Source organism: Microbulbifer litoralis (assembly GCF_023634065.1).
Taxonomy (GTDB): domain Bacteria; phylum Pseudomonadota; class Gammaproteobacteria; order Pseudomonadales; family Cellvibrionaceae; genus Microbulbifer; species Microbulbifer litoralis.
This window is the reverse complement of sequence record NZ_JALKCV010000001.1, coordinates 572,954-599,245: the sequence shown is the minus strand read 5'-3', so window position 1 is coordinate 599,245 and position 26,292 is coordinate 572,954. Positions and strand designations below refer to the sequence as shown.

Annotated in this window: 23 protein-coding genes; 13 read left to right on the top strand and 10 right to left on the bottom strand. The window is 61.3% G+C overall.

Annotated elements, in window-relative coordinates; all coding sequences use genetic code 11:
- Window positions 1-78: 78 nt before the first annotated feature.
- A complete protein-coding gene (gene dnaK / locus MWN76_RS02355; protein ID WP_250459011.1) occupies window positions 79-2,019 on the top strand; it encodes a molecular chaperone DnaK in 1,941 nt (646 codons plus the stop codon).
- 197 nt (window positions 2,020-2,216) lie between these two features.
- Window positions 2,217-3,338, top strand: a complete 1,122-nt coding sequence (gene dnaJ / locus MWN76_RS02350; RefSeq protein ID WP_250459010.1) for a molecular chaperone DnaJ — start codon at window positions 2,217-2,219, stop codon at window positions 3,336-3,338.
- 221 nt (window positions 3,339-3,559) lie between these two features.
- Here dnaJ and MWN76_RS02345 read toward each other — a convergent pair whose 3' ends face one another.
- Window positions 3,560-4,012 carry a hypothetical protein gene (locus tag MWN76_RS02345; RefSeq protein ID WP_250459009.1) on the bottom strand — a complete coding sequence of 151 codons (453 nt, stop codon included), beginning with the start codon at window positions 4,010-4,012 and terminating at the stop codon, window positions 3,560-3,562.
- A gap of 530 nt (window positions 4,013-4,542) precedes the next feature.
- Between MWN76_RS02345 and dapB the strand changes: the two genes are divergently transcribed.
- The 7 genes from dapB (at window position 4,543) to greA (ending at window position 13,336) form a co-directional block, all read left to right on the top strand.
- Window positions 4,543-5,352: a 4-hydroxy-tetrahydrodipicolinate reductase gene (gene dapB, locus MWN76_RS02340; RefSeq protein ID WP_250459008.1), complete on the top strand. Its 810-nt coding sequence runs from the start codon at window positions 4,543-4,545 to the stop codon at window positions 5,350-5,352.
- Window positions 5,353-5,365: 13 nt separating this feature from the next.
- Window positions 5,366-6,775: a 30S ribosomal protein S6--L-glutamate ligase gene (gene rimK / locus MWN76_RS02330; RefSeq protein WP_425606577.1), complete on the top strand. Its 1,410-nt coding sequence runs from the start codon at window positions 5,366-5,368 to the stop codon at window positions 6,773-6,775.
- 246 nt (window positions 6,776-7,021) lie between these two features.
- Window positions 7,022-7,603: a YfiR family protein gene (locus MWN76_RS02325; RefSeq protein WP_250459007.1), complete on the top strand. Its 582-nt coding sequence runs from the start codon at window positions 7,022-7,024 to the stop codon at window positions 7,601-7,603.
- Window positions 7,604-7,913: 310 nt separating this feature from the next.
- On the top strand, window positions 7,914-9,098 hold the full coding sequence (carA, locus tag MWN76_RS02320; protein WP_250459329.1) for a glutamine-hydrolyzing carbamoyl-phosphate synthase small subunit: 1,185 nt from the start codon (window positions 7,914-7,916) through the stop codon (window positions 9,096-9,098).
- 26 nt (window positions 9,099-9,124) lie between these two features.
- Window positions 9,125-9,502: a four helix bundle protein gene (locus tag MWN76_RS21245; protein ID WP_425606583.1), complete on the top strand. Its 378-nt coding sequence runs from the start codon at window positions 9,125-9,127 to the stop codon at window positions 9,500-9,502.
- Window positions 9,502-12,732, top strand: coding sequence for a carbamoyl-phosphate synthase large subunit (gene carB, locus MWN76_RS02315; RefSeq protein ID WP_250459006.1), 3,231 nt, complete (start codon window positions 9,502-9,504; stop codon window positions 12,730-12,732). The genes MWN76_RS21245 and carB overlap by 1 nt, the downstream gene beginning before the upstream one ends.
- Window positions 12,733-12,859: 127 nt before the next feature.
- Window positions 12,860-13,336, top strand: coding sequence for a transcription elongation factor GreA (greA, locus tag MWN76_RS02310; RefSeq protein ID WP_250459005.1), 477 nt, complete (start codon window positions 12,860-12,862; stop codon window positions 13,334-13,336).
- A 121-nt stretch (window positions 13,337-13,457) separates the two neighbouring features.
- On the opposite strand, the gene MWN76_RS02305 is transcribed toward greA, so the two are convergent.
- From MWN76_RS02305 to MWN76_RS02265, 9 genes are all read right to left on the bottom strand, one after another.
- Window positions 13,458-14,336 carry a hypothetical protein gene (locus tag MWN76_RS02305; protein ID WP_250459004.1) on the bottom strand — a complete coding sequence of 293 codons (879 nt, stop codon included), beginning with the start codon at window positions 14,334-14,336 and terminating at the stop codon, window positions 13,458-13,460.
- Window positions 14,337-15,109: 773 nt separating this feature from the next.
- Entirely contained in the window at window positions 15,110-15,991 is an 882-nt protein-coding gene (locus MWN76_RS02300) for a hypothetical protein (RefSeq protein ID WP_250459002.1), read from the bottom strand.
- A 138-nt stretch (window positions 15,992-16,129) separates the two neighbouring features.
- A complete protein-coding gene (locus MWN76_RS02295) occupies window positions 16,130-16,939 on the bottom strand; it encodes a hypothetical protein (protein WP_250459000.1) in 810 nt (269 codons plus the stop codon).
- A 673-nt stretch (window positions 16,940-17,612) separates the two neighbouring features.
- A complete protein-coding gene (locus tag MWN76_RS21110) occupies window positions 17,613-18,503 on the bottom strand; it encodes a hypothetical protein (RefSeq protein ID WP_250458998.1) in 891 nt (296 codons plus the stop codon).
- 19 nt (window positions 18,504-18,522) lie between these two features.
- Window positions 18,523-19,068 (bottom strand): hypothetical protein, encoded by a 546-nt coding sequence (locus tag MWN76_RS02285; RefSeq protein WP_250458996.1) that lies wholly within the window; start codon window positions 19,066-19,068, stop codon window positions 18,523-18,525.
- Between the two features lie 73 nt (window positions 19,069-19,141).
- Window positions 19,142-20,011 (bottom strand): CsgG/HfaB family protein, encoded by an 870-nt coding sequence (locus MWN76_RS02280; protein ID WP_250458995.1) that lies wholly within the window; start codon window positions 20,009-20,011, stop codon window positions 19,142-19,144.
- 43 nt (window positions 20,012-20,054) lie between these two features.
- Window positions 20,055-20,480: a curli assembly protein CsgF gene (locus tag MWN76_RS02275; RefSeq protein WP_250458994.1), complete on the bottom strand. Its 426-nt coding sequence runs from the start codon at window positions 20,478-20,480 to the stop codon at window positions 20,055-20,057.
- Entirely contained in the window at window positions 20,480-20,911 is a 432-nt protein-coding gene (locus MWN76_RS02270; RefSeq protein ID WP_250458993.1) for a CsgE family curli-type amyloid fiber assembly protein, read from the bottom strand. Before MWN76_RS02270 ends, MWN76_RS02275 begins: the two co-directional genes overlap by 1 nt.
- 5 nt (window positions 20,912-20,916) lie before the next feature.
- Window positions 20,917-21,510, bottom strand: coding sequence for a helix-turn-helix transcriptional regulator (locus tag MWN76_RS02265; protein WP_250458992.1), 594 nt, complete (start codon window positions 21,508-21,510; stop codon window positions 20,917-20,919).
- 870 nt (window positions 21,511-22,380) lie between these two features.
- Here MWN76_RS02265 and MWN76_RS02260 point away from each other — a divergent pair.
- From MWN76_RS02260 to MWN76_RS02245, 4 genes are read left to right on the top strand one after another with little or no spacing between them, the layout of a single operon-like run.
- Entirely contained in the window at window positions 22,381-23,019 is a 639-nt protein-coding gene (locus MWN76_RS02260; RefSeq protein WP_250458991.1) for a TetR/AcrR family transcriptional regulator, read from the top strand.
- A 23-nt stretch (window positions 23,020-23,042) separates the two neighbouring features.
- The gene (locus MWN76_RS02255; RefSeq protein WP_250458990.1) at window positions 23,043-24,077 is read left to right on the top strand and encodes an HlyD family secretion protein; all 1,035 of its coding nucleotides are present in this window, start codon (window positions 23,043-23,045) and stop codon (window positions 24,075-24,077) included.
- A complete protein-coding gene (locus tag MWN76_RS02250) occupies window positions 24,074-25,027 on the top strand; it encodes an ABC transporter ATP-binding protein (RefSeq protein ID WP_250458989.1) in 954 nt (317 codons plus the stop codon). The genes MWN76_RS02255 and MWN76_RS02250 overlap by 4 nt, the downstream gene beginning before the upstream one ends.
- Entirely contained in the window at window positions 25,024-26,130 is a 1,107-nt protein-coding gene (locus MWN76_RS02245) for an ABC transporter permease (RefSeq protein ID WP_250458988.1), read from the top strand. Before MWN76_RS02250 ends, MWN76_RS02245 begins: the two co-directional genes overlap by 4 nt.
- Window positions 26,131-26,292 lie beyond the last annotated feature (162 nt).

Below are 26,292 nucleotides of genomic sequence, written 5' to 3'. Positions count from 1 at the left end.
TATAGCTGGCATCACCGAATGCAAAACGCGCGGCGGGGCCCCGATGGCCGGCGCGAAACACAAGCGAGGATTTTACAGATGGGCAAAATTATCGGTATCGACCTGGGTACTACCAACAGCTGTGTGGCAGTACTGGACGGTGACAAGGCGCGCGTGATCGAGAATGCAGAGGGCGATCGCACCACCCCCTCCATCGTCGCCTTCACCGACGACAACGAGATCCTGGTGGGCCAGTCCGCCAAGCGTCAGGCCGTTACCAACCCGCAGAACACCCTGTTCGCGGTCAAGCGCCTGATCGGCCGCAAGTTCAAGGACGATGTGGTCCAGAAAGATATCAAGATGGTGCCCTACGGCATCGTCGAAGCCGACAATGGCGATGCCTGGGTGGAAGTGAAAGGCGATAAAAAAGCCCCGCCGCAGATCTCCGCCGAAGTCCTGAAGAAAATGAAGAAGACTGCCGAGGACTTCCTCGGTGAGAAGGTCGATGCCGCGGTGATCACCGTGCCGGCCTACTTCAACGACTCCCAGCGCCAGGCCACCAAGGATGCCGGCCGCATCGCCGGCCTGGACGTGAAGCGCATCATCAACGAACCCACCGCGGCGGCACTGGCCTACGGCCTCGACAAGCAGAGCGGCGACCGCACCGTCGCGGTCTACGACCTGGGTGGCGGTACCTTCGATATCTCCATCATCGAGATCGCCGACGTAGACGGCGAGATGCAGGTGGAAGTGCTGTCCACCAACGGCGACACCTTCCTCGGCGGTGAGGATTTCGACCTGCGCCTGATCGACTACCTGGCGGAAGAGTTCAAGAAGGACCAGGGCATCGACCTGAAGGGCGATCCGCTGGCCATGCAGCGCCTGAAAGAGGCCGCCGAGAAGGCCAAGATCGAGCTGTCTTCCAGCCAGCAGACCGAGGTGAACCTGCCGTACATCACCGCGGACGCCTCCGGCCCGAAACACCTGGTGGTCAAGCTGACCCGCGCCAAGCTCGAGAGCCTGGTGGAAGGCCTGGTCGACCGCTCCCTGGATCCGGTCAAGACCGCACTGGCGGACGCGGACCTGTCTGCTTCCGGCGTCGACGAAGTGATCCTGGTGGGCGGCCAGACCCGCATGCCGCTGGTACAGAAGAAAGTCACCGACTTCTTTGGCAAGGAGCCGCGCAAGGACGTCAACCCGGATGAGGCGGTTGCCATGGGTGCGGCCATCCAGGGTGCGGTACTGGCCGGCGACGTCAAAGACGTACTGCTGCTGGACGTGACCCCGCTGACCCTGGGGATCGAGACCATGGGCGGTGTGGCCACGCCGCTGATCGACAAGAACACCACCATCCCGACGAAGAAGTCCCAGACTTTCTCCACCGCCGAGGACAACCAGACTGCCGTGACTATTCACGTGGTGCAGGGCGAGCGCAAGCAGGCGGCGCAGAACAAGTCCCTGGGCCGTTTCGACCTCGCGGATATCCCGCCGGCACCGCGCGGCACGCCGCAGATCGAAGTGACCTTCGATATCGATGCCAACGGTATCCTGCACGTGCACGCCAAAGACAAGGCCACCGGCAAGGAGCAGTCCATCGTGATCAAGGCGTCCTCCGGCCTGTCCGAGGAAGAGATCGACAAGATGGTGTCCGATGCCGAGGCCAACGCCGAGGCGGACAAGCAGTTCGAGGAGCTGGTCACCACCCGCAACACCCTCGACGGCCTGATCTCCGCGACCAGGAAAACCCTCGAAGAGGCCGGTGACAAGGCCACCGCGGAAGAGAAATCCGCCATCGAGGAAGCCATCAAGGAGGCCGAGGAAGCGGTCAAGGGCAACGACAAGGACGCCATGGAAGCCGCGACCAACAAGCTGACCGAAGCTTCCGGTCCGGTGGCCCAGAAGATGTACGCCGAGCAGGCCCAGGCCGCGGGCGGTGCCGAAGGTGCATCCGCCGAACAGGCCGAGCAATCAGCCGGAGGCGACGATGCAGTGGATGCCGAGTTCGAGGAAGTGAAGGAAGACAAAAAAGAGGACAAGTAAAAGGTAAGCGCCAGCTTACCTCCTCTTGGTAGGAGCCTGCCCTGCAGGCGAAAGACTGAGCGATCCATAGGGCTCGTTCGCTTTCGCCTGCAGGGCAGGCTCCTACAAAATAGCTCGAAAGGCGCGGTGGCAATTCTGCGGAAAAGCCGCCGCGCCTTATGCCGTTAAAAAGCGCTTAAATAAAGAACACACTCGATATGTCCAAACGCGATTATTACGAAGTCCTCGGCGTCTCCAAGGGGGCGGATGAAAAGGAGCTGAAAAAAGCCTACCGGCGGGTGGCGATGAAATATCACCCGGACCGCAATCCCGATGATGCCGAAGCGGAGAACAAGTTCAAGGAGGCCAACGAGGCCTACGAAGTCCTGTCCGACCCGCAGAAAAAGGCGGCCTACGACCAGTTCGGCCATGCCGGTGTCGAGGGCCAGATGGGCGGCGGTGGCGCCGGCGGTTTCGGTGGATTCTCCGATATCTTCGGCGATGTGTTTGGCGATATCTTCGGCGGCGGTGGCGGCCGTCGCGGCGGCCCGGCGCGGGGTTCCGACCTGCGCTATGACCTGGAGCTGGACCTGGAAGACGCGGTGCGCGGCACCAACGTCAAGATCCGCGTACCCACCCTGGCCGCCTGTGGCACCTGTGACGGCTCCGGCGCCAAGCCGGGTTCCAACCCCCAGACCTGCGGCACCTGCGGCGGTATCGGCCAGGTACGCATGCAGCAGGGCTTCTTCTCGGTGCAGCAGACCTGCCCCAACTGTCGCGGCCGCGGCACCATCATCACCGATCCCTGCGGAAGCTGCCACGGTCGCGGTCGTGTGGAGGAGACCAAGACCCTGTCGGTCAAGGTGCCGCCGGGCGTCGACACCGGCGACCGTATCCGCCTGACCGGCGAGGGTGAGGCGGGACCGGACGGCGGCCCGCCCGGGGACCTGTATGTGCAGGTGGTGGTCAAGGAGCACGAGCTGTTCCAGCGCGATGGCAAGAACCTGTACTGTGAGGTGCCGATCAGTTTTGTGACTGCCGCGCTCGGCGGTGAACTGGAAGTGCCGACACTGGAAAGCAAGGTCAAACTGAAGATCCCGGCCGAGAGCCAGACCGGCAAGCTGTTCCGCCTGCGCGGCAAGGGCGTCACCCCGGTGCGTGGCGGCGCTCCCGGCGACCTGCTGTGTCGCGTGGTGGTGGAGACCCCGGTCAACCTGAGCGGCAGGCAGAGAGAGCTGCTGGAAGAGTTCTCCAGCACGCTCAGCGAAAAGAAAAATTCACCGCGCCAGACCGGCTGGTTTGAAGGGGTGAAGAATTTCTTTGGCGATATGAAACTGTAAGTCGGGACTCGGGACTCGGGACTCGGGACTCGGGACTCGGGACTCGGGACTCGGGACTCGGGACTCGGGACTCGGGACTCGGGACTCGGGACTCGGACGGAGCGCTCCGGAGTCACTGTAGGGGCGAACCTTGTGTTCGCCCGGCCCGCAGTGGTCCGATTTCCCGCTGTTACCCGCCTCGTCCAGGGCGAACACAAGGTTCGCCCCTTGGTCGCCCCGGTTCAGCCGTCGTCGGTATGCTGTTTCAAGCGGCGCCGGAACTCCTCGTGATACTCCCGCTGTACTTTCTTCAGTTCCTCCAATTGCCGCTCGTCCAGCACACTGACCAGCTGTGCCCGCGTCTCCGCGCGAATCGCGATCATCTTCGCGTCGATTTCCTCTTTCTGTTTTTGGTCGAGTGTCGGTATATCGCCGCTCAGGAAGCCGTATTCCTTCAGCATTGCTTTCTTTTTCTCGAAGTTCTGCTCCAGTATCGGCAGTGCGCTGTTTTCCTGTTCCGGTGTCAGCTTCAGGCGCAGGGTCAGCCAGTCGGCGATATCGTCGTATTTTTCCCAGAAGTTCTCGCCGAGGCCCTCGTCGTCCGCCCTGAGCTGCATGGCGCAGAACAGCAGGCTGACGGCGAGCAGCACGGGGAACAGCCGGGCAAAGGTGCCGGGGTGAGTGAATACTTGCATGGTTGGCGCTCCAATCATCCATCTATCTGAAGCCTAGCCCGGATATTTCATCAGGGGCCACGATGATCGCGCCGAGATCTGTGCGCTCAGTGCATTTTTGTGGCGTACATGCATGCTTATTGCACGTATTAGCCGCAAAAATGTGCTGAGCGTGCAGAGATCAAGCGAGGGCGTGGCCAGCGTTGGCCGGTGACAATCTGTCCCCGCGGAGATCCCTGAAGACATTAACGAAAACATAGAGTTACGCTGAATACTAAGCGGCCTGGTGAAATATCCGGGCTAGCAGATGTGCAGGGCGGGACCGGTCCGAGAGAGTGCATACTGCAGTTCGTGCCGTGAAATCCCGTTGGGTTGGGCTCGCCCGGATTGCATCGGCGGCGGCCTCTGCTTGAATTGTTCCTGTCCGTTGGTTTCCATGGTGGTGGGCCGGGCCGTTTTTGCCGACGCGGTGCCAGTGAATCCTATGCCACGGGATTGCACAGGGGGTAGAATCGGCGGCTTTGTATCGGGGTTTGACGGGAGAGTGCAGTATGGCGGTAAAAATAGCGGTAACCGGCTTTGGCGGGCGCATGGGCCGCGCCCTGGCCGCGGCGGTGGTGCAATCCGGGCAGGCCGAGCTGTCCGCGGCGGTGGTGCGCCGGGGCTCCAGCCTGGTCGGCGCCGATGCCGGTGAGGTGGCGGGCCTGGGCCGCAACGGACTGGCGATCGTCGACGATCTCGGGCAAGCGGACTTCGACGTGTTGATCGACTTTACCGCGCCGGATGCGACCCGGGACAACGCCGATTTCTGCGCCAGAAAAGGGCGCCCGATCGTGATCGGCACCACCGGGTTTGACGAGCGGCAGAAAAGCGCGGTGCTGGCCCAGGCGGAGCGGGTGCCGCTGTGTCTCGCCAGCAACTTTTCCACCGGTGTGAATCTCTGTTTCAATCTGCTGGAAACCGCTGCCCGCGTGCTGGGCGATGAATCCGATATCGAAATTGTCGAGGCCCACCACCGGCACAAGGTGGATGCGCCCTCCGGTACCGCGCTCAGCATGGGGGAAGTCGTGGCCGACACCCTCGGCCGCGACCTGTCGCAGGTGGCGGTCTACGGCCGCGAGGGGCAGACAGGCGCGCGCGAGCGCGACACCATCGGCTTTGCCACCGTGCGCGGCGGCGACGTGGTGGGTGAGCACACGGTAATGTTCATGGCCGAGGGCGAACGGGTGGAGATTACCCACAAGGCCAGCAGCCGCCTGTCCTTCGCCCGCGGTGCCGTGCGCGCCGCGCTGTGGCTGGTGGCGGAAGGACGCACACCCGGCCACTACGATATGCGCGATGTACTGGGCCTGAAAAACTGACGAGGATTCCGAATTGGAAAAGAAACTGATTGTCGGCAGTGAAGAGTGGTGCGGTCTGCCCTCCCTGGGGGTGCCCGCCATCAAGGCGCGAGTGGATTCCGGGGCCAAGACCTCGTCGCTGCACGCCTATAACATCCAGACTTTCAAGCGCGACGGCGACCCCTGGGTGAGCTTCGAGGCCCACCCCCTGCAGCACCTGCGCCGCCCGTCGGTGCGCTGCGAGGCCAAGCTGCTGGACAAGCGTACGGTGCGCAGCTCCTCCGGCGAGAGCGAGCGGCGCCCGGTGATCCGCACCGCCCTGTCCATCGGCGGCAGTGTCTGGGACATCGAGCTGACCCTGACCAACCGCGACACCATGGGCTACCGTATGCTGCTGGGGCGCGAGGCGATGCTCGGGCGCATGATGGTGGACCCGTCGGAGAGCTTCTGTCTCGGTGAAATCCGCCCCAGCGAGCTGGAGGAGTACTACCGGGACGAGCACCATATGGCCGGCACCGGCCTGCGTATCGGCCTGCTGGCGTCCAACCCCGACCTGTACAGCAACCAGCGCATCATGGAGGCGGGTGCCGAGCGCGGCCACCGCATGAGCTTCCTGGATATCCGCCAGTGCTATATGAAACTGGACGCCAACGATCCGGAAGTGCACTACCGCGACGGCCGCATCCTCAACAACCTGGATGCGGTGATTCCGCGTATCCGGCCCAGCCAGACTTTCTACGGCTGCGCCCTGACGCGCCACTTCGAGAGTCTCGGCGTCTTCGCCCTGAACGGTTCCTCGGCCATCAGCCAGTCGCGCGACAAGCTGTTCTCGCTGCAGTTGCTGCAGCAGGCCGGGCTGAATATTCCCACCTCCGGTTTTGCCAACTCGCCGGTGGATACCAACGAGCTGATCGAGATGGTCGGCGGCGCGCCGCTGATCGTGAAACTGCTCGAGGGCACCCAGGGCCGGGGCGTGGTACTGGCGGAGACCCGCAAGGCCGGCGAGTCGGTGATCAACGCCTTCAAGTCCCTGAAGGCCAACCTGCTGGTACAGGAGTTTATCCGCGAGGCCCAGGGCAAGGACCTGCGCCTGTTCGTGATCGACGGCAAGGTGGTGGCGTCTATCCAGCGGGAGGCGGCACCGGGTGAATTTCGCGCCAATATCCACCAGGGCGGCACCGCCTCCGTGGTCAAGGTGACACCGGACGAGAAGCGCCTGGCGGTCAAGGCGACCAAGGCGCTGGGGCTCAAGGTCGCCGGTGTGGATATCATCCGCTCGAAGAAGGGCCCGCTGCTACTGGAGGTCAACTCCTCGCCGGGCCTGGAGGGGATCGAGAGCGCCACGCGCAAGGATGTGGCCGGTTCGATGATCGTGTCGATCGAGAAGGCCCTGAAGTGGCGGCCCGCCGCCGCCAACGCCGATACCGCGTCACAGGAGAGCTGAACCCGCTGCCACCGCTGTTCTCCCGGCGGGCACCGGCCGGTGCCCGCTGGCGTTGCCCGCCTCCACCCCGCTTGGCGAAGCGTTTTCACCGCGACTAATCTTTGGTGAGGCCGGAAAAGGCATTCCGGCGCATCTTCCCACCCCGGCCTGGCGCAGGCCGACAATGTCATGTGACTGGTCGCCAGGGATGGCCAGTGGGCTCGGCACCAGGCGCCGCGGCCCCGGTGACCGGCTTGGAGTCGTGCGGTGAAACACCCCTTCCGCGTTTGCCCGGTCCGCCCCGGATCACTGGTCGTATACCCGTTATTGCTGATGGCGCTGGTGGCGGCCCCGGCCCAGGCCTCGAACCGCCTGTCCGATTCCACCGCCGGCCGCCGGGTCATGGTCGACTATATCGTCCACTTCGCCCACCACCTGCAGTGGCCGATCGCGGCCTTTACCGGCACCGACGCGCCGTTTCGCATCTGCGTGATGGGGGGCGCGGAATTATTCGAGCCTCTGACGGAACGGCTCGACCGCCACCGCGTGGGTGGCCGCCGGGTCGAGCTGCTGCGGGTCGAAGAGGGCGAGACAACCCGTGCGCGCAGCTGCCAGATCCTGGTATTCGGCGCCATGGAGCGCGCCAACCTGTTGAAGACCATGGGAGCGCTGGAGTTCTTCCCGGTGCTGACCGTCAGCGACGCCGACCGCTTCGCGGTGACCGGCGGCATGGTGGAGTTCGCCGGCAGCGGCGCCAATGTGGCCCTGCAACTGAACAAGACCATGCTCGAGCGGGCGGAACTCAAGATCGGCGACAGTCTCTTCCGCCTGAGCCGCAAGCTGCGCTGAGCGCGCCCCGCGAAAGCGCCGGCGGAAATTTGTACTGGAATCGGCTGCCGGTTTGGCGTAGAATCTGCGCCCGGTTTGGGCTGGCCTCGCGACCTCCTGTCGCGGCGACGGCTGCCCGTCAACGCCGGCGGCAAGCGCCGGCCACAGAGTGAGAGCCGCGCGTGAAGAATTGAAAAGAGCGAGATGAAGCCCAGGTGTTTCATCTCGCTTTTTTACAATTGGAGCCCGCAAAAAGTTACGCCCGCAAGCACTGGAGATCAATTTGACTAAGACTGTCCCCACGCCGGAGTCCCCTGCGCCCCACAACTTTATGGAGAGTACAACCCCGGCCCTGCTGGTGCTGGCAGATGGCAGTGTTTTTGAAGGGCGCGCAATCGGGGCCCACGGCAGCGCCGTCGGTGAAGTGGTCTTCAACACCTCGATGACCGGCTACCAGGAAATCCTCACCGATCCGTCTTACGCGCGCCAGATCGTCACTCTCACCTATCCGCATATCGGCAATACCGGTACCAACTCTGAGGATGAGGAGTGTGCGGATATCTGGGCGGCGGGACTGGTGATCCGCGACCTGCCGCTGCTGGCCAGCAGCTTCCGCAAGGAGCAGTCACTGGATGACTATCTCCGCTCGCGCAACGTGGTCGGCATCGCCGATATCGACACCCGTCGCCTGACCCGCCTGCTGCGGGACAAGGGCGCGCAGAGCGGCTGCATCGTCGCCGGAGAGGGCATCGACCGCGATGCGGCACTGGCGCAAGCAAACGAGTTCGCCGGCCTCAAAGGCATGGACCTGGCGAAGGTGGTCTCCACCAAAACACACTACGCCTTCAACGAGGGTACCTGGGAGCTGGGGCAGGGCCACAGGCCGGCGCCGGAGCAGCCCTACAAAGTGGTGGCCTACGACTACGGCGTCAAGCGCAATATCCTGCGCATGCTGGTGGACCGCGGCTGCGACGTGACTGTCGTTCCGGCGCAGACGCCAGCGGAAGAGGCGCTGGCGCTGAATCCGGACGGTATCTTCCTGTCCAACGGTCCCGGTGATCCCGAGCCCTGCGATTACGCCATCGAGGCGATCAGAACCTTTATCGACAAGGGCATCCCCACCTACGGTATCTGTCTCGGCCACCAGTTGCTGGGCCTGGCGGTGGGCGGTCGCTCGGCGAAGATGAAATTCGGTCACCACGGCGGCAACCACCCGGTGCAGGACCTGGCGTCCGGCAAGGTGATGATCACCGCGCAGAACCACGGCTTTGCGGTGGACGAGGATTCGCTGCCGGACAATGTGGAAATTACCCACAAATCCCTGTTCGACGGCACGCTGCAGGGGATCCGCCTGAAGGACAGGCCGGCCTTCAGCTTCCAGGGCCACCCGGAAGCGAGCCCGGGCCCCCACGACATGGCGCCGCTGTTCGACCGCTTTATCGAACTGATGCAGGTACGGAAGAACGGGACTCGGGACTCGGGACTCGGGACTCGGGACTCGGGAGGGGAGCATTGAGCGTATCTCACTTTCGTGAATTAGAGGTGTGGCGTTTGGCCATGAGCCTCGCAACGCAGGTTTATTCGCTGACGGCGGATTTTCCTCGTGAGGAGCGCTATGGGCTTAGCTCTCAGTTGCAACGTTCGTCAGTATCGATTCCGTCGAATATTGCCGAGGGCAATGCCCGCGGCAGCACGCGAGATTACGCGCGCTTTATTTCAATGGCGCAGGGATCCTGCGCAGAATTGCAGACCCAATTATTTCTGAGTAGGGAGTTGGCATTGGGAAACCCAAACGCAATTGATGACACTTTGGCCACATGCAACAGAGTGGGCCAGATGCTGTTAAAGCTCCACCGCGCACTGACAACCAGAATGGACCCCGAGTCCCGAGTCCCGAGTCCCGAGTCCCGGAGTTACTAATGCCAAAACGCACAGACATCAAAAGCATTCTGATTATCGGCGCCGGCCCCATCGTCATCGGCCAGGCCTGCGAATTCGACTATTCCGGTGCGCAGGCCTGTAAGGCGCTGCGGGAAGAGGGCTACCGGGTGATCCTGGTGAACTCCAACCCCGCCACCATCATGACCGACCCGGCCATGGCCGACGCCACCTACATCGAACCGGTGGAGTGGCGCAATGTGGCCAAGATCGTCGAACAGGAGCGCCCGGATGCGATCCTGCCCACCATGGGCGGGCAGACCGCGCTGAACTGCGCGCTGGACCTGGACAAACACGGCGTGCTGGAAAAGTTCGGCGTGGAGCTGATCGGCGCCGACAAGAACGCGATCGAGAAGGCCGAGGATCGCGACCTGTTCGACAAGGCGATGAAGGCCATCGGCCTGGAAACGCCGCGCGCGAAGATCGTGCACTCCCTGGAAGAGGCGAAGAAGGTGCCGGAGGAATACGGCTTCCCGGTCATCATCCGCCCGTCCTTCACCATGGGTGGCTCCGGCGGCGGTGTGGCCTACAACTGGCCGGAATTCGAGGAAATCTGCAAGCGCGGCCTCGACCTGTCGCCGATCAACGAATTGCTGATCGACGAATCCCTGCTCGGCTGGAAAGAGTACGAGATGGAGGTGGTGCGCGATAAGAACGACAACTGCATCATCGTCTGCGCGATCGAGAACTTTGACCCGATGGGCGTGCACACCGGCGACTCCATCACCGTGGCGCCGTCGCAGACCCTGACCGACAAGGAATACCAGCTGATGCGCAACGCCTCCCTGGCGGTGCTGCGCGAGATCGGCGTGGAGACCGGCGGCTCCAACGTGCAGTTCGGGGTCTGCCCGAACACCGGCCGCATGGTGGTGATCGAGATGAACCCGCGGGTATCCCGCTCCTCGGCGCTGGCCTCCAAGGCCACCGGTTTCCCGATCGCCAAGGTAGCCGCCAAGCTGGCGGTCGGCTATACGCTGGACGAACTGCAGAACGAAATCACCGGCGGCGCGACGCCGGCCTCCTTCGAGCCCAGCATCGATTACGTGGTCACCAAGATCCCGCGCTTCACCTTCGAGAAATTCGGCGAAGCGGACGCGCGCCTGACCACGCAGATGAAATCCGTGGGCGAGGTGATGGCCATCGGCCGCACTTTCCAGGAGTCGCTGCAGAAGGCCCTGCGCGGCCTGGAAGTGGGCAGCTACGGCCTGGAAAGCAAAATCGACCCGAACGAAGAGGGCGCCAGGGAGCGCCTGCGCCGCGAGCTGTCCGTGCCCGGTGCCGAGCGCATCTGGTATGTGGGGGACGCCTTCCGCATGGATATGAGCGTCCAGGAAGTCTATGAGCTGTCCGGTATCGATCCCTGGTTCCTGGTGCAGATCGAGGAGCTGATCAAAATAGAGCAGCCGCTCAAGTCGATGCCCACCTCGGCCATCGATGCGGCCACCATGCGCTTCCTGAAGCGCAAGGGCTTCTCCGATATGCGCCTGGCCAACCTGCTGGGTGTCAGCCAGAAGACCGTGCGCGAATTCCGCCACAAGCTGGGCGTCTTCCCGTCCTACAAGCGGGTGGATACCTGTGCGGCCGAGTTCGCCACCAGCACCGCCTATATGTACTCCACCTACGACGAGGAGTGCGAATCGAATCCGTCCGGGAACAAGAAAATCATGGTGCTCGGCGGCGGCCCCAACCGTATCGGCCAGGGCATCGAGTTCGATTACTGCTGCGTGCACGCGGCGCTGGCGATGCGCGAGGACGGTTACGAGACCATCATGGTCAACTGCAACCCGGAGACAGTCTCCACCGACTACGACACTTCCGACCGCCTCTACTTCGAGCCGGTGACACTGGAAGACGTACTGGAAATCGTGCACAAGGAAAAGCCGGAAGGCGTGATCGTGCAGTTCGGTGGCCAGACACCGCTGAAGCTGGCGCGCTTCCTGGCCGCCGAGGGGGTGCCGATCATCGGCACCACACCGGAGCAGATCGACCGCGCCGAGGACCGCGAGCGCTTCCAGCAGATGATCGTGCGCCTGGGCCTGAAACAGCCCAAAAACGCCATCGTGCGTTCGGTCAACGAGGCTGTCCGTGAAGCGAAGGAAGTGGGCTACCCGCTGGTGGTGCGCCCCTCCTATGTGCTGGGCGGCCGCGCGATGGAGATCGTCTACAAGGAAGACGAGCTGCTGAACTACATGAAGGAAGCGGTGGAGGTCTCCGAAGACTCACCGGTGCTGCTGGATAACTTCCTCAATGCCGCCATCGAGGTGGACATCGACGCGGTTTCCGATGGCGAGGATGTCGTGATCGGCGCCATCATGCAGCATATCGAGCAGGCCGGTGTGCACTCCGGTGACTCCGCCTGCTCGCTGCCGCCCTACAGCCTGGCGGCGGATGTGCAGGACCTGATGCGCGAGCAGGTGAAGGCCATGGCACGCGAACTGGGCGTCGTGGGCCTGATGAACACCCAGCTGGCCTACCAGGACGGCGAGATCTTTGTGATCGAGGTGAACCCGCGCGCTTCCCGCACCGTGCCCTTCGTCTCCAAGTGTATCGGCACCTCCCTGGCCAAGGTGGCCGCGCGCGTGCAGGCCGGTATCAGCCTGAAAGAGCAGGGCTTTACCGAGGAAATCGTGCCGGATTACTTCTCCGTGAAGGAGTCGGTATTCCCGTTCAACAAGTTCCCGAAGGTGGACCCGATCCTGGGCCCGGAGATGAAATCCACCGGCGAGGTCATGGGCGTGGGCGCCACCTTCGCCGAGGCCTTCGACAAGGGCCTGCTGGCCGCCGGCGATACCCTGCCGGAATCCGGCAAGGTGTTCATCTCGGTGCGCGACTTCGACAAGCCCGAAGTGGTGGGCGTGGCGCGCGACCTGGCGGGCCTCGGTTTCGAGCTGGTGGCTACCCGCGGTACCGCCGGGGTCTTGCAAGATGCCGATATTCCCGTTACAACCGTCAACAAGATGAGCGAGGGGCGCCCGCATATCGTCGATATGATCAAGAACGACGAGATTGCACTGGTGGTCAATACCACCGAGGGGCGCCAGGCCATTCGCGATTCCGCCGATATCCGCCGCAGCGCGGAGAACCACCAGGTGTGCTACACCACCACGCTGGCCGCGGCCAAGGCCATGGCCCTGGCGATGCAGCAGGGTGAGTCGCTGGCGGTACGCCGTTTGCAGGACCTGCACCAGCGCGTGGTCAAGTTGCCGGAATAGCCGGTCGGCGCCAATCCGGGAGCCTGCAGGGCGGGATCCCGGAGAGAAATTCTCAAGAAAAGAGCAGCCGGGTTTCGCACAGCGGGCGGAACCCGGCTTTCTAGTAATAAGAATTGGAGGTCCCACATTGAACCGGGTACCAATGACCATTGAAGGCGCCGACGCACTGCGCGCTGAACTGGAAAAACTGAAAAAGGTCGAGCGTCCGGCGGTTGTCCAGGCCATCGCGGAAGCGCGCGAGCACGGCGACCTGAAGGAGAACGCCGAGTATCACGCCGCGCGTGAGAAGCAGGGTTTTATCGAGGGGCGCATCCAGGAAATCGAGGGCAAGCTGTCCCATGCACAGGTGATCGATGTCAAAACCATCGAGCCCAGCGGTAAGGTGATTTTCGGCACGACCGTGACCATTATCCATATGGATGACGATGCGGAAGTTACCTACAAGATTGTCGGTGATGACGAAGCGGATGTGAAACAGCAGAAAATTTCAGTGAACTCCCCCATCGCCCGCGCGCTGATCGGCAAGGAGATCGGGGATGTGGTGGAAGTGCACACGCCTTCCGGTGCGGTGGAGTATGAAATCGATGCCGTTGAGCATCTCTGACACCGTATCTGTTCTCGAGTGATAAAAACAAGGGCGGCCTCTGGCCGCCCTTGGTTTTTGTGGACTGCGCAAAGTGATTGCTGTTATCTGCACAGTAAACCACGTCAACAGGTTCGCAGGGTTACTGCCAGACCTTGGCGTGGTTGGCGATACCCACCTGGGTTGTGTAGGCCGACTCGTGATGGCCTACCTGGGAAATGCTCACCTTGTTGAAGAGGCCGAGCTGGGAGGAAACAGCCAGGTGGCCGACCCCGTCCTGACATACATTCAGCTTGTTCGCGAAGCCTTTCTGAAAGCCCAGTGCCTCGTTGTGGATGCCTATCTGAAGCATGGATGCCTTGTTGCCAAAGCCGGATTGCAGGATGGTCGCATCGTTGCCGAACCCGTGCAGCTGGGTAGTGCTGGCATGGTTGAATTTGCCATCCTGGTCGATGCTTGAGTCCTGGCCGAAACCGCTCTGCTTGGCCGAGGCATCATTACCCAGACCTGTCTGGGTAATCGAGGCATTGGAGTGGAAGCTCAGGACCTGGGTTACGTCGGCCTTGTTGAAGAAGCCGGACTGGTCAATGGTGGACGTATTGCCGACACCTGCCAGCTGTAGTGTAGAGGCCTTGTTGCCCACGCCGTACTGCATGGTGGTGGCGGTGCTGCCGAGTTGGGAAATCTGGGTGGTGCTGGAATAGTTGCCAATGCCACTCTGCATACTGGTGCTGGTATTGTGGGCACCGTGCGCCTGCAGGGAGTAGGCGTCGTTATGGGCGCCGTCCTGCTGCTGGTAAATGGTGCTGTGGCGTTCGGCACTCTGGGTGGCATCCGCGTTGTTGAAGAAACCGTGTTGATCCTGTTCGATCAGGTTCTTCTTGGTGGCGTGGCCTGTCTGGGTTGCGGAAGCCGAGTTGCCTACACCGACCTGGTTCTGCACCGCGGTGTTGTCCTCGGCAAATGCCGTACCGCCGATGGTCAGCAAAATGGCCGCGGCGATGGGGGTTAACGTCTTCATGAGTGTCTCCATTACTACAAACTTCAATGAGCTCTGACGTCGATGAATTCCGGCTTGAATCAAGCCGGCTTGAAATGGCACCAGTGCCGGTGCCATCGGGCTTTACAGCGGAGGAGCAATGCCGGTCCGGCACGTAAGCCCGCTGTAAATCTTCCCCGCCCGCGGCCTGCTCGGGAGGTCGCGTTTCCGGACGGGATCAATAGGGTTGTTTCGGAAGGCCAATCCATTGGTGGCTGAAGATCCTTAAAAACAGGTTGTCTCCCCATTATTCTTGTCGTGGCGTTTTGCTTTCGCTATGAGAGGGAAGTGCCAAATATGGTGGGAAAAAAGTCTTGTTTTTGATGAAAATTGCGCAACTGTCATTTCCTGAAAAATTACAGCCATGATTCTTTTGGTTGGAGCCGTCAGTAGGGTGAGCGGCACCTGTGAGAGACGGTAAAGTTGGTGCGGAACCAGGTCGGGGAAGTGGTTCTGAAAAGCCGCCCTGAAGAGAAGGCATGCAGAGCAGCCCTAGTGGTCCATGCGGAAAGTTGTGTAACTGTTCGCGTCGCCAAAGCGTCCAGCTCTGCGTTGAGAAAGCTTGAAATAGAACCACTATTCCTGCGCTTTCTCGCCTTGATCTGAACACTTTGGCTGTGCTCCTTAGTCACCAAACTTTCCGCATGGACCACTAGCAGGGGCTCAAGACAGTAATCCGGGGAAGTGGAGCGGCGGACGGCCAGGGCATCCGCCCCGACGATCCACCGCCTGCAAACGGTTTAGTGCGCCTTGCGTCACTGGATAACGACAGCGTTATTTCCTATACCGTTTTGAGTGATGTTCGCCGTCTCGGCGTAGCCGCTCTGTATGACGGTCGCCTCGTTGAGACCACCGGACTGGTTGATGATTGCCAGGTGACTGCCGCTCGGGCCGAACTGATAGACATCGGCGCTGTTGAGAAAGCCGCGCTGGTTGACGACCGCGGTGTTGTACCAGGATACCTGGGTCACCTGGGCCTCATTGCCAAAGCCGCTCTGGTAAATCTCGGATGTGTTGTGGAGGTCACCCTGGGCAGAGATCGCCGTGTTGGCAAGGCCGTCCTGGTGAATGCTCGAGTAGTGCCCGGTACCCGATTGCAGGATGTCCGCCTCGTTGCCGACACCACTCTGGTAGATATAGGCATCGGAGTTGTAACTGGCATACTGGCCGATGGAGGCGCCGTGAACGGAGCCCATCTGCTCGATGACCGCCACATTGTCTCCGCCGGCCACCTGGTAAATCTCGGCATCGTTGGCAAAGCCATTCTGCCGGATGGTTGCCTCGCTGTCGTCGTTGTCCAGCTGCCAGGTGGAGGCCTCGTTGAAGGCCCCGGACTGGTGAATGTTGGCGATATTGCCGGTGCCGTTCATCTGCAGGGAGTAGGCCTCGTTCGCCAACCCGTCCTGCACCTGGTAGATATGGCTTTCCGTTTCTCCGCGCTGGCTGGCCTCGGCATTGTTGAAGGCGCCGCCCTGTTCCAGCTGGATCAGGTTTCCGCTGGATCCCGGATCGTCCTGGTCGGCCACGGCCTCGTTGTCGATGCCATTCTGGTTGGTAATCGCCGTATTGTCTGCCGCTGCAACAAGTCCGCTTGTGGCCAACATCAGTGTGGCGGCGATAGGAGTAAGTGTTTTCACCGGTGGCTCCTTTACTTCTCACTTCAAAGGATCTGTTTACTGGTGGGCCGGTTGTTGCCGTTACCACTGGTATCGCAATTTCAGATCGACAAAGGGGCGGCCGTGTGGCCGCCCCATTGTTCCAGCAATAAAACGCGCTTACTGGACTGTCAAAGCGAAGTTGCCGATACCAACCTGTCCGGTAATGGAAGTATTGCTGTTGGTAACGAACTGCAGGGTGATGCTGTCGTTGGCAATACCCAGCTGGCTGGTAACAGACAGCTGATTGAATCCGGCCTGGAAGGTTACAGAGTCGTTGGCGAGACCGGTCTGGAAGGTGTACTGATCGTGGAACGCACCCAGTTGGGTCACGTCGGAATCGTTCACGATACCATTCTGTACGGTCAGTGAGTCGTGGCCCAGGCCGACCTGGTCAGTCCACGCGTCGTTGGCGATACCGTTCTGGTAGGTCTCGGCATCGTGGAAGGCGCCGCTCTGGTCAGTGTCGGCATCGTTGGCAATACCGTCCTGGTCCACCAGGGCGTCGGAGAAGAAAGCGAAGATCTGGTTGACTTCACCTTCGTTGCCTGCGCCTGTCTGGTTGACTTCACCATCGTTGAAGGCACCACCAACCTGGCGAACGACACCGTCGTTGCCAAAGCCGACCTGCATGACAGTGGCGTCACTGAAGTTTTCGCCCAGCTGTACGGTGGCACCATCGTTGCCGGCACCCACTTGGGTCACTGTGGCATCGTTGAAGTTACCGCCCGCCTGCAGGGAGAAAGCGTCGTTGGCAATGCCGATTTGCAGGTGATCGATATCACCGAAATCTTCACCACCAGTCTGGATTGCCAGGGAGTCGTTGAAGAGACCTACCTGGGTTTGGTTGGTTTCGTTGTTGTTTACGTCACCGCCAGCCTGAACGGAAATGGCATCGTTGCCGATACCCAGTTGGCTTTTGGTGGCCATGTTGTTGTCTGCCAGAACACTACCGCTTGCTGCAAGAAGTACTGCTGCGGCGATCGGGGAAAACGTCTTCATGTGTTGCTCCTTTCACTTACGTCCGACGTTGGAAGAATCAGTACGTACCCTGCTGGCCGTACCGATTTACAATGGCGCAGATCCCTGCACCATGTCTGGGTCAGCGGAGTGGCGGTCGTCACCCGGCCCGCCACTGGCTTCGCTGCTGAAACTTTTCATCTTTCCCATCCCGCGCAACGGCACGTTTCCGGATGGGGAAACCCGACTGGCCCCGATTCGTCTGAAGGTGGCCTTGGCTCCCTGTAGTACTGCCGGTAGAGGCTCCGCTGGCGGCGACTCAGGCGACGGTGACTTTGGTTGGGAGTTTACAAATCAATCAAACTGTTCAAAGTTTGACCTGAAGATGTATTGAGTCTTGCTGCTCAATCGGGAGGTGGCCATAGGAGAGAAGTGTCGAAACACTAGGAAAAAAGTTCGATTTTTGAACAGTTGTGCTTTTGGATGCTGGGAACGGGGCAGGGGGTGCCCGGGGGAGTCGCTGTTTCCGTCCGGGGTTGCCTGCTGTGGGGAATCGACTGTGGTTTCGTCGATGGGGCGCATACGCCGCGCCCCGGAATGGAAGGTTTTACCCGGCGTTGCCGGAGTGCACTGCGGGTCTTGTTCAGTGCACCAGAGACACGGAGTTACCGCTGCCCGATTGGGTCACTATTGCCGAGGAGGAGGAGCCGGCCTGGATGATCGCGGTTTCATTCAGGCTGCCGGACTGGCTGATCACGGAAAGGTGGCTGCCGCCCATACCGAGGGTGCCGGTCTGCCGCACGGCGGCCGTATTGAAAGAGCCATCCTGGGTCACGATGGCACTGTTGTACAGGTCTTCCTGGATCACAACAGTGCCGTTGGCAAAGCCGCTCTGGGCGATATCGGCTTCCTGGAATTCGCCCGCCTGGTCTATGTCGGCACGGTTGAAGGCACCCTGTTGCCCGGCACTGGAAAAATGACCGACGCCGGTCTGCGCGATATCGGCCTCGTTGTCGGTGCCGTGCTGATCGATATAGGCCTCGCTGTGATAGCTGGAGACCTGTGAGATGGAGGCGCTGTGCACCTGCCCGCGCTGCTCTGTAGCCGCCGTGTTGCCGATGCCGAGGTCCTGTTGGATTTCGGACTGGTTGTCGTAACCCCGCTGTTCGGAGATGGCGCGGTTGTCCACAGCGACCTTCTGCAGGGTGCCGGCGCTGTTGCGGACGCCCAGCTGGTAGATCGCGCTGCTATTGCCGGACCCCCCCAGCTGCAGGCTGGTGGCAGAGTTCAGGAAGCCTTCCTGGATTTGTTCGATACTGCTGTCGGACTCCTCCCTCTGGCCCGCAGTAAGGGTATTGTAGGCTCCGTCCTGTTCCTGGATCAGGCTGTTGTCGGAAGCGCCGGGCTCGATCTGTTCGGCGTAGGCGGTATTGCCCGTGCCATCCTGGGTCTGTTCGGCGCTGTTGTCGGCCGCGGTTGCGGTAACGCTCGCGATCAGCAGCAGTGGCGCGGCAGTTGCGGAAAGGATTTTCACGTTGAGTTCCCAACCTTTATCAGTCGTATTGATTGACCGTTACATTGGCGGCAGTGGCGCCGGTGACGGTCACCGAGGTCGTCAGGCCATTGCCGCTCTGGTAGATGTCCACATTGTGGCGAACGCCTATTTCACTGACCTGGGCGGAGTTCCGGATGCCGACCTGGGATACGCCCGCGGTATTGGCGTAGCCCACCTGGTTCAGCTGGATAAAGTTTTCATACCCGGCCTGCAGCAGTGCGGCGATGTTGCTTTCGCCCAACTGGCGGGCAATCACCGAATTCTCCCCCCCGGACTGGATGACCGACAGGGTATTCTGCTGGCCACTCTGGAGAACGGAGAGGTAGTTCAGCAGGCCGTATTGTCTGGCATCCACCCGGTTGAAATTGCCGTCCTGGAGAATCATTGCCAGGTTGGCCAATGAAGCTGTACTGCTGTAATCCAGCTCGCTGCTGTTGGCCAGTTCCGAGCCGGGCGCCAGGTCCTGGGCACCGGCAATACCACAGGGGCCGCCGGCAAACAGCAGGGTCAGTGCGCGGACGGCAATTGAATGCGCAATTCTCATCGGTGGAAATCTCACTCTGGCGCCCGGCCGGCGCAGGCTGCGTGCATCGGCAATGTTCAATAGCGGCACCGGTTTACATGATGTAAGTGCTTTCGTTGAGGTAGTACTGCAGAATCGGGTTGTTGATCTCGTCCGGATTGGCCAGGGCCCAGGAATTGCTGACAATTCCCTCGCTGATCAGGTGGATGACCGCCGACTCCATTGCCGACAACATGGCCAGTTGCGCCGGCTCGTTGGTGGTGGTGCCGGCCTCCATTTCCAGCAACCGCCGGAACTTGATGAAGCGATAGACATCGGCGCTGATGGCCTTGGAATAGACCGTTTTGGAGGTCAGTACCGAGTGCAGTATGCGGCCGGAGCGGATATCGATGGCGCGGAGGTTGACGGTCACCTGGTCCACACGATACTGGTCGTCGATACCGATGCCGAAGTAGCGGGCCCCGGCACCGCCGGTGCGGATATTGGTGTCGTAGGCGACGATTCCCCCTTCCAGCAGGATATTGGCGGCCACCAGCGACGGCAGCGGACTGTTGTTGTTGGCGGGGGCATTGGGTTTGTTCAGGCCGGCACGGATGATCTTGCGCTCTGTCAGGAGGTTCTGCAGGCCTTCGCGTTCCAGCGGGATAAACCAGCCGGATTCATTGAGCACATCCATCAACATGGAGGCGCCGCCCTGGGTTACCGCAGTGGAAAAGCTGCTGTTCGGGGCGGGCTTGTACTGGCCCGTCTGGTCGCGGAAACCGTAGACCGCCGCCAGTATCTTGCCCTTGGGTTGGGGCAGGTTGATCAGGTCCTTGTAGGTGCCCGTCCTCGGGGTCAGCTGGGCGTCACTTTTCCCGGGACCGAACAACGCGTCGCCAGTGCTCTTGACGGCGGTGCAGCCGCCCAATGTGACTGCGGTTGCCAGCAGGGGCAAGGCAAACCTTGTTATCGCAATACGCATTGCCTTTCTCTCCAGTAATTCTTATCAGAGTGAAGCTGAGGCGTTAATTTGTCGGGTTCAGTCCGCTGACTACGATTTCACTTTTGTCGCCGGTGTTGCGGTCGGTTACCAGTACCGTCAGTACGCCGTCGTTGTCGAGGATCTGGACAATGAAGTCGTCGGTCACCAGCTCGCCGCTGTTACCGTTACCCACATCGGTCAGCAACTGATTCAGCAGGCGCGTTTCCAGGGAGTCCGTGAAGCGGTCCAGCGGGCTGGGCTGTTCATAGAGGTCTTCCGGCGCATCGGGATCCTCGTGCGTGTCCTGCGCCTGGGCGTTGGACAGCAGGTAGCTGCCGTTCAGCGGATTGCCGCCGAAGTTGGGGTTTACCGGCTCATAGATCAGCTCCGTGGCCGAGGCCAGTCCGCCGCTCAGGAGAAGTAATGGGGCCAGTGGAGCGGCCCGCCATTTTGGATCTGTCGTCTTCATCAGAATTCATCCTTTCCGAGGTCGTAGTGATCGATCAGCGCGTTGCGCACCTTTTCCTGTAGCACTACTTCGTGGACATGTTTCGATACCTCTTCCGCCAGCTTTCGGATATCGTTCGTGCTGGGGCTGATAAAGCGCCGGAAAACGGTCTTGTTGTTGTAGGTGACCCAGATCAGGTTGCCCCAGCGGGCGGAGGGCCTCTCGTAAATCGTGAGGTTATAGTCGCTGTCGGGGTAGTGGAGATTGCGATAGGCACTCATATAGCGCGCGAAGTCATGGCCCGTCCGTGTGATGGTCCGGTCGATGTTGAAGCCGCTGATTTCATTCTCGATACGCCCGCTGTCATCCAGTTTTTCGCCGACAGCCTGTGGGTCCCCGGTCTCTTCCTGGGCCTGCAACGGCAGTTGGAAAAGCAGGAATAACAGTGCCATGCGTTTCATATCTTCTCGGCCTGGAGATGCAATTTGGCCCAGTTGCTCGCCTGCAAACGGTTTTTGACGCCGATCTTGCGGAAGATGTTGTACATATGGTTCTTCACGGTGTGCTCGCTCAGGTGGAGCTTTGATGCGATAACACTGTTCGGTTCACCGGTGGTCAATTGTGTCAGTATCTCCTGCTCCCGGGGAGTCAAAAGCAACTGGCCGCGTGTTTCATTGGGAGGTGGATGATCACTGTTCTGCAGGGCCGTACCCAGTTTTCGGATAAGGCTTTCCCGATCGGTACTGGCATCACAGAGCAGTAGCGTATTGTTGCCCTTCAGTTGTTGGCCAAGGCGAATAGAGGATTCCGCCGGGTAGTTGATCAGGAGGATTCTCGGGTGGTTCAGCTTTCTCAACAGGTCGAGAATATTGCCGGCCTCTCCGTTCGTCGCCAGGTGCCAGCAGTCGATGACGATGGCGCGATAATTCTGCAGGCAGTTTTTCTGTTTCCCGATTTCCGATTTTTCCCAGTTGAATGGCAGCGCGTCTGAGACCAGTGAGTAGAGCAGTTCACCTTGCAGGCCTGAACCGCTGAAGAAAAGAATTGGCATAAGCCGCTCCATTTTTGACAATGACCCGCGGTCCGGAATGCCTGTGCCTTGATGCCGGTTTTCCCGTCCGGGCCCTGTCACCTTTTAACCCCATGTCAACTGCGCCGTGGCGCAGGAGATCGTTGTTGTTTGAGATGAATCACTCATCATCTGAGAGTTTGGTTTGGAGTGTAGACACTATCCAGTCGCACACGGGGCAAATGGCCTCCACTCCGTTTTAATTCTTGCCACTTTTTAAACGGTGTAATGCGTTGTTACTTCCCGGGTCGGATATAGTTCTTTTTTGCTGGAAAGTCAGTTCCAATTTGAGCCGGGGCTCTTTCTTCTGCCTGTTTTTTGGGGTTTTCATTTTGAGACATTCGTGCGTCTTTTGGCGGGTTGTTCGGGTAAGAACGAGGTGTGTCCCGGGGGGTAGGACATTGGTATGGTCGGGCTGGGAAATTCTTCTCAGCAGAACGTACAGTTAAGTTCCAACCGATTAAAAACTCTGTTTGTAGCGGTTAGTTCGCTCGGTGTTCTGGCGTTTAAACCGGTTGTGTCCGATGGGAAATCGGTATCGGGGATATCGTAGAGATTCAATCTTTCGGATAATTTCTGGTTTATTCCGCAGATGGTACAAAAGTGCCATTTTCCTGGCATCCGTCGGACTCACTGTGTTCACCAGTTCCGGTCAGTTGTTCCCGGGCCAGCTTTGAAGCCGATGGAGCGCCGTGACCCTGGATTCCCAGGGGATGATGGGATTGCACCTTGTTGCCCCGGTGAAGGTGCAACCCCCCATGCTTGCGCCTGGGCAGAAGAGGCTTGAATTTAATTAATTAGTTAATTAAATTTAGGGATATCGACTGATCCATCTCTGCCCGTGGAGCCGAAATGACCAAAGCCCGCTCACCCGGTCGCCCCGCCCGGGATTCCGCCGACCTGCGCCACTCCCTGCTGGACGCCGCCCTGGTCTGTTATGCCCGGGAGGGCATCGCCTCCACCTCGGTCAAGGCGATCGCCGCTGAGGCCGGCGTCACCCCGGCGCTGCTGCACTACTATTTTGGCAACCGCGATCAACTGCGGGACGCGGTGGTCGGGGAGCGGGTGCTGCCGCTGCTGGCGGAAGTGCAGCAAAAGCTCGAGGCCGCCGGCGATGATGTTGGCCAGTTTGTGACCACCTTTGTCGCCGCGATGGGGGAGGCGGTGACACAGAACCCGTGGTGGCCGGCGCTCTGGGTGCGCGAGGTGCTGAGCGAGGGCGGGGCCCTGAGGGAGCTGGTGATCGAGCAGGTGGTGCGCGACTTCACCGCCGTCATGACGGAGCGCTTCGCCGCGGCCCAGCGCGCCGGGCGGCTGAATGCGGCGCTGGATCCGCGCCTGCTGATCGTCTCGCTGCTGGGCCTGACGCTCTTCCCCGCCGCCGGCAGCCATATCTGGCGCGAGGCGCTGGGCGCGGACGATATCACCAGCGAGGACCTGCAGCGGCATGCACTGGCATTGCTGTCGCGGGGACTCGAGTTGCAACCTTGAATAAGGGAGGATTCATCGCGGCGATGGTTGTGTTTCGGTACCTGATTCCGCCCGCGCTGGCACTGCTGCTGACGGCGGGCTGCCAGCCGGAGCGCGACCGGGCCCTGGGAACCCTGGAGTGGGATCGCATTGCGCTGCCGGCCCCGGCGGCGGAGAGGATCGTCGCGATCCAGGTAAGCGAGGGCCAGCGCGTGGAGGCGGGACAGACCCTGTTGCAACTGGATGAACGCCGCACCCGTGCCCAGCTCGCCGCCAACCGGGCACAGGTCGAGCGACAGCGGGCTTTCCTCGAAGAGCTCGATGCGGGCCCGCGCATCGAGGAGATAGAGCGTGCCGAGGCCAGCCTGCGCGAGGCGCGTGCACAGGAGAGAGACGCGCGGGACAACTACCGGCGCCTGAGCGCCCTCGGCGACAAGGATTATGTCTCCCAGTCGGACATCGACAGCGCGAAGGCGGCTGCCGATTCGGCCGCGGCGCAGGTGGAGTCGGCCCGGGCGGCCCTGCTCGAGTTGCAGCGAGGCACCCGCAGCGAGGAAATCGCCCAGGGGCAGGCGCAACTGGCCCAGGCGGAGGCCGACGCCCGCGCCCAGGCGGTTCTCCTGGACAAGCTCCAGGTACAGGCGCCGCGGAACGGCCTGGTAGACAGCCTGCCCTATAAGTTGGGTGACGAGGCGCCGGTCGGCGGACCGCTGGCGATCATGCTGGTGGGGGATACGCCCTATGCGCGGGTCTATATTCCCGAGCCCCTGCGGGCGGATGTGCGTGTCGGCGACTCTGCGCGGGTCCATGTAGAGGGTATCGGCCAGCCATTTCTCGGCCGGGTACGCATGATCCGCAGCGAGCCCAGCTTCACTCCCTACTACGCGCTGACCGGTGACGATGTGGCGCGTCTCAGCTACCTGGCGGAAATCCAGCTGGGCGAGGATGCGGTCGACCTGCCGGCCGGTCTGCCCCTGCGCGCGGAGTTTGGCCGGCGCGAGAGTGCGCAGTTCCTGCCACCGCCGGAGCTGCTGATCAGTAGCCGCGGGCGCGGCGCCCCCCGGGGGATGCAACCGTGAGCGGTGGCGACATTGCCATTCGTGCGCGCGGCCTGACCAAATGTTTTGGCGAGCTGCGCGCAGTCGACGATGTGGACCTCACCGTGGAGCGGCGCCAGGTCTACGGTTTCCTGGGTCCCAATGGTTCCGGCAAGTCCACCAGTATCCGCATGCTCTGTGGCCTGCTGACACCGACCGACGGCGAGATCGAGGTGCTGGGGCTGCGCATTCCCGAACAGGCGGAAACCCTGCGCCAGCGTATCGGCTACATGACCCAGCAATTTTCCCTGTTTGCCGACCTGACCCTGCAGGAAAACCTGGAGTTCCTGGCCGCGGTACAGAACCTGCCGCCGAAGAAGGCGCGCGAGCGGGTGGACGAACTGCTGGAGGAATACCACTTCAGCGACCGCGCCAACCAGCTGGCCGGTACCATGAGCGGTGGCCAGAAGCAGCGCCTGGCGCTGGCCGGCAGTGTCATTCACAACCCGGAACTGCTGTTCCTGGACGAGCCCACCAGCGCCGTGGATCCGGAGTCGCGGCGGGATTTCTGGGAAAAGCTGTTTGAGCTGGCGGACGCCGGCACCACCATACTGGTCTCTTCCCACTATATGGACGAGGCGGAGCGCTGCCACCGACTGGCGATTCTCGATCGCGGCGTGCTGGTCGCCGATGGCAGCCCGGCGGAACTCACCGGCAGGCTGGCCGACCGTACGCTGGAGATAAAGGGCGAGCACCCGCGGCAGGCGAAGCACATCGTGCTGACCGTATCCGGCGTGATCAGCGCGGCGCAGATCGGCAACAGCCTGCGCGTGCTCTGCGCCGAGGCCGGAGATTGCGCGGCGCGAATTCAGGACGCACTGGCGAATGCCAGTGTCGACGCCGAGGTGGTCCCGGCCGCGCCGAATCTCGAGGATGTCTTCGTCGCCGTGACCAATAAACAACCGCAACAACAGCCCTCGGAGCACTCGTGAACCTGCGGCGCCTCTGGGCAGTGGTGATCAAGGAGTTGCGCCAGATCCGCCGCGACCGGATCACCCTGGCGATGATCATCGGTATCCCGGTCATGCAGCTGGTGCTGTTCGGCTACGCCATCAACCTGAACCTGCGCCACCTGCCGGCGGCGGTGGCCGACCAGGCGCTGACCAGCGGCTCGCGCCAGGTGGTGATGGATATGCTCGCCACCGGCGTGATAGAGCCGGTGACCGAGGCCAGCAGCCCGCAGCAGTTGATGACCCTGCTGCGCCGCGGCGAGATCAGCGTCGGTGTCGTGATCCCGCAGGATTTCGAGCGCCGCCTGGCCGCCGGTGACGAGGCCGTGCAGGTACTGGTGGACGGCAGCGACACCGTGGTGCAGAGCGCCGCCGTGCAGCTCGCGCAGATGCCTCTGACCTATACGCCCGGTGAACCGCGGGATTCCTCGGTGCCACTGCCGGCGCCACAGATCAGCGTGGTGAGTTTCTATAACCCGCAGCGGGTCTCGGCAATCAATATCGTTCCCGGCCTGATCGGCATCATCCTCACCATGACCATGGTGATGTTCACCGCGGTGGCGATCGTGCGCGAACGCGAACGGGGCAATATGGAATTGCTGATCGCCACCCCGGTCAGCAGCGCCGAACTGATGATCGGCAAGGTGCTGCCCTACGGTGTGATCGGCCTGGTACAGACCAGCCTGATCCTGATTCTCGGCATGCTGCTGTTCGACGTCCCCATCCGCGGCAGCGTACTCGATGTCTACTGGGCCGGCATACTGCTGATTCTCGCCAACCTGAGCATGGGCCTGCTGATTTCCACCCGCGCCCAGTCGCAGTTCCAGGCCATGCAGATGACTTTCTTCGTATTCCTGCCCTCGATCCTGCTGTCCGGTTTCATGTTCCCGTTCGACGGCATGCCCAGGGCGGCACAGTGGATCGCCGAAGTGCTGCCGCTGACCCACTTCCTGCGCCTGATTCGCGGCGTCATGCTGCGTGGTGCCAACCTGCTGGAGCTATGGCCGGACCTGTTGGCGCTGGTAGTGTTTATCGTGCTGATGATGGCGTTTGCGATATTGCGTTTCCGGAAGCGACTGGATTGAAATATTTCCTGTTTGCGATTTTCGGGCATACGGATTTCGAATTTATTCCTTTATTATGTCGACGCTTGGGATTCTGCTATCTTTCGTCATTATCCCGCATTTGAAATGCACAATTTATCCTCTTCTCCGTGTTAGGGTTTTGTCTGTCAGCCATCTGCGGCT

What these genes read in the sequence shown, in the direction of transcription:
- MWN76_RS02345 (WP_250459009.1), bottom strand. Translation starts at nt 4,012, where the DNA reads ATGCAAGTATTCACTCACCCCGGCACCTTTGCCCGGCTGTTCCCCGTG.
- MWN76_RS02275 (WP_250458994.1), bottom strand. Translation starts at nt 20,480, where the DNA reads ATGAAGACGACAGATCCAAAATGGCGGGCCGCTCCACTGGCCCCATTA.
- MWN76_RS02260 (WP_250458991.1), top strand. Translation starts at nt 22,381, where the DNA reads ATGACCAAAGCCCGCTCACCCGGTCGCCCCGCCCGGGATTCCGCCGAC.
- carA (WP_250459329.1), top strand. Translation starts at nt 7,914, where the DNA reads ATGGAGAGTACAACCCCGGCCCTGCTGGTGCTGGCAGATGGCAGTGTT.
- MWN76_RS02285 (WP_250458996.1), bottom strand. Translation starts at nt 19,068, where the DNA reads ATGAGAATTGCGCATTCAATTGCCGTCCGCGCACTGACCCTGCTGTTT.
- MWN76_RS02280 (WP_250458995.1), bottom strand. Translation starts at nt 20,011, where the DNA reads ATGCGTATTGCGATAACAAGGTTTGCCTTGCCCCTGCTGGCAACCGCA.
- MWN76_RS02255 (WP_250458990.1), top strand. Translation starts at nt 23,043, where the DNA reads ATGGTTGTGTTTCGGTACCTGATTCCGCCCGCGCTGGCACTGCTGCTG.
- MWN76_RS02305 (WP_250459004.1), bottom strand. Translation starts at nt 14,336, where the DNA reads ATGAAGACGTTAACCCCCATCGCCGCGGCCATTTTGCTGACCATCGGC.
- dnaJ (WP_250459010.1), top strand. Translation starts at nt 2,217, where the DNA reads ATGTCCAAACGCGATTATTACGAAGTCCTCGGCGTCTCCAAGGGGGCG.
- carB (WP_250459006.1), top strand. Translation starts at nt 9,502, where the DNA reads ATGCCAAAACGCACAGACATCAAAAGCATTCTGATTATCGGCGCCGGC.
- MWN76_RS02295 (WP_250459000.1), bottom strand. Translation starts at nt 16,939, where the DNA reads ATGGCCACCAAAAGCCAACTGGGTATCGGCAACGATGCCATTTCCGTT.
- dnaK (WP_250459011.1), top strand. Translation starts at nt 79, where the DNA reads ATGGGCAAAATTATCGGTATCGACCTGGGTACTACCAACAGCTGTGTG.
- MWN76_RS02270 (WP_250458993.1), bottom strand. Translation starts at nt 20,911, where the DNA reads ATGGCACTGTTATTCCTGCTTTTCCAACTGCCGTTGCAGGCCCAGGAA.
- dapB (WP_250459008.1), top strand. Translation starts at nt 4,543, where the DNA reads ATGGCGGTAAAAATAGCGGTAACCGGCTTTGGCGGGCGCATGGGCCGC.
- MWN76_RS02265 (WP_250458992.1), bottom strand. Translation starts at nt 21,510, where the DNA reads ATGCCAATTCTTTTCTTCAGCGGTTCAGGCCTGCAAGGTGAACTGCTC.